Source organism: Vibrio sp. 970, assembly GCF_033339075.1.
This window is the reverse complement of sequence record NZ_JAWOTW010000720.1, coordinates 1-540: the sequence shown is the minus strand read 5'-3', so window position 1 is coordinate 540 and position 540 is coordinate 1. Positions and strand designations below refer to the sequence as shown.

General features: G+C 48.0%; 1 protein-coding gene. It reads right to left on the bottom strand.

From position 1 onward, the window contains the following. Positions 1-540: phosphoenolpyruvate-utilizing N-terminal domain-containing protein (locus R7Q11_RS28815; protein ID WP_225467301.1), on the bottom strand; the 540-nt coding region annotated here is incomplete at both ends.

Below are 540 nucleotides of genomic sequence, written 5' to 3'. Positions count from 1 at the left end.
ACATCTGACATACGAGCAAAGCGGTTTGAATAAGTTTCGACTACCTGACGCAGCGCCCAATCCGCTCGATCGCCTTTTTCAATCTGTTTCTTAAGATCGCCGCGCAACATTGGATCATTGAGCAAGTGGGTAAACAAATCGAATATCGCTAACGCATCTTTATTGATTTCGCTGTCGAACTTTTTCCGCATCCGGCGGAAATCATTCAGCGCACGCTCAATCGCTACCAGCAGCAGCTCTTGCTCTCGCTCTTTATCCAGCGTGGAAGACGGGAATACGTCCGACAAACTCGGCTGCGTGTTGTCAAACCAAAACTCTCCGATGGCGACACCCGTTGATGCAGGCAAGCCTTTAAGAACCGTCGGTTTTGAGGCTAATTGCCAATGACCTAAACTTTGCGCGTGAGCGATGATCACGGCTAACTGCGCAGATAAGGTCACTAAGAAAGATTCTTCCATCTCACTAAACAATCGTGGCGTCTTTTGCTGAATGACTAATACACCTAATACTTGTTTGCGATGGATGATTGGAGTGGCGAGG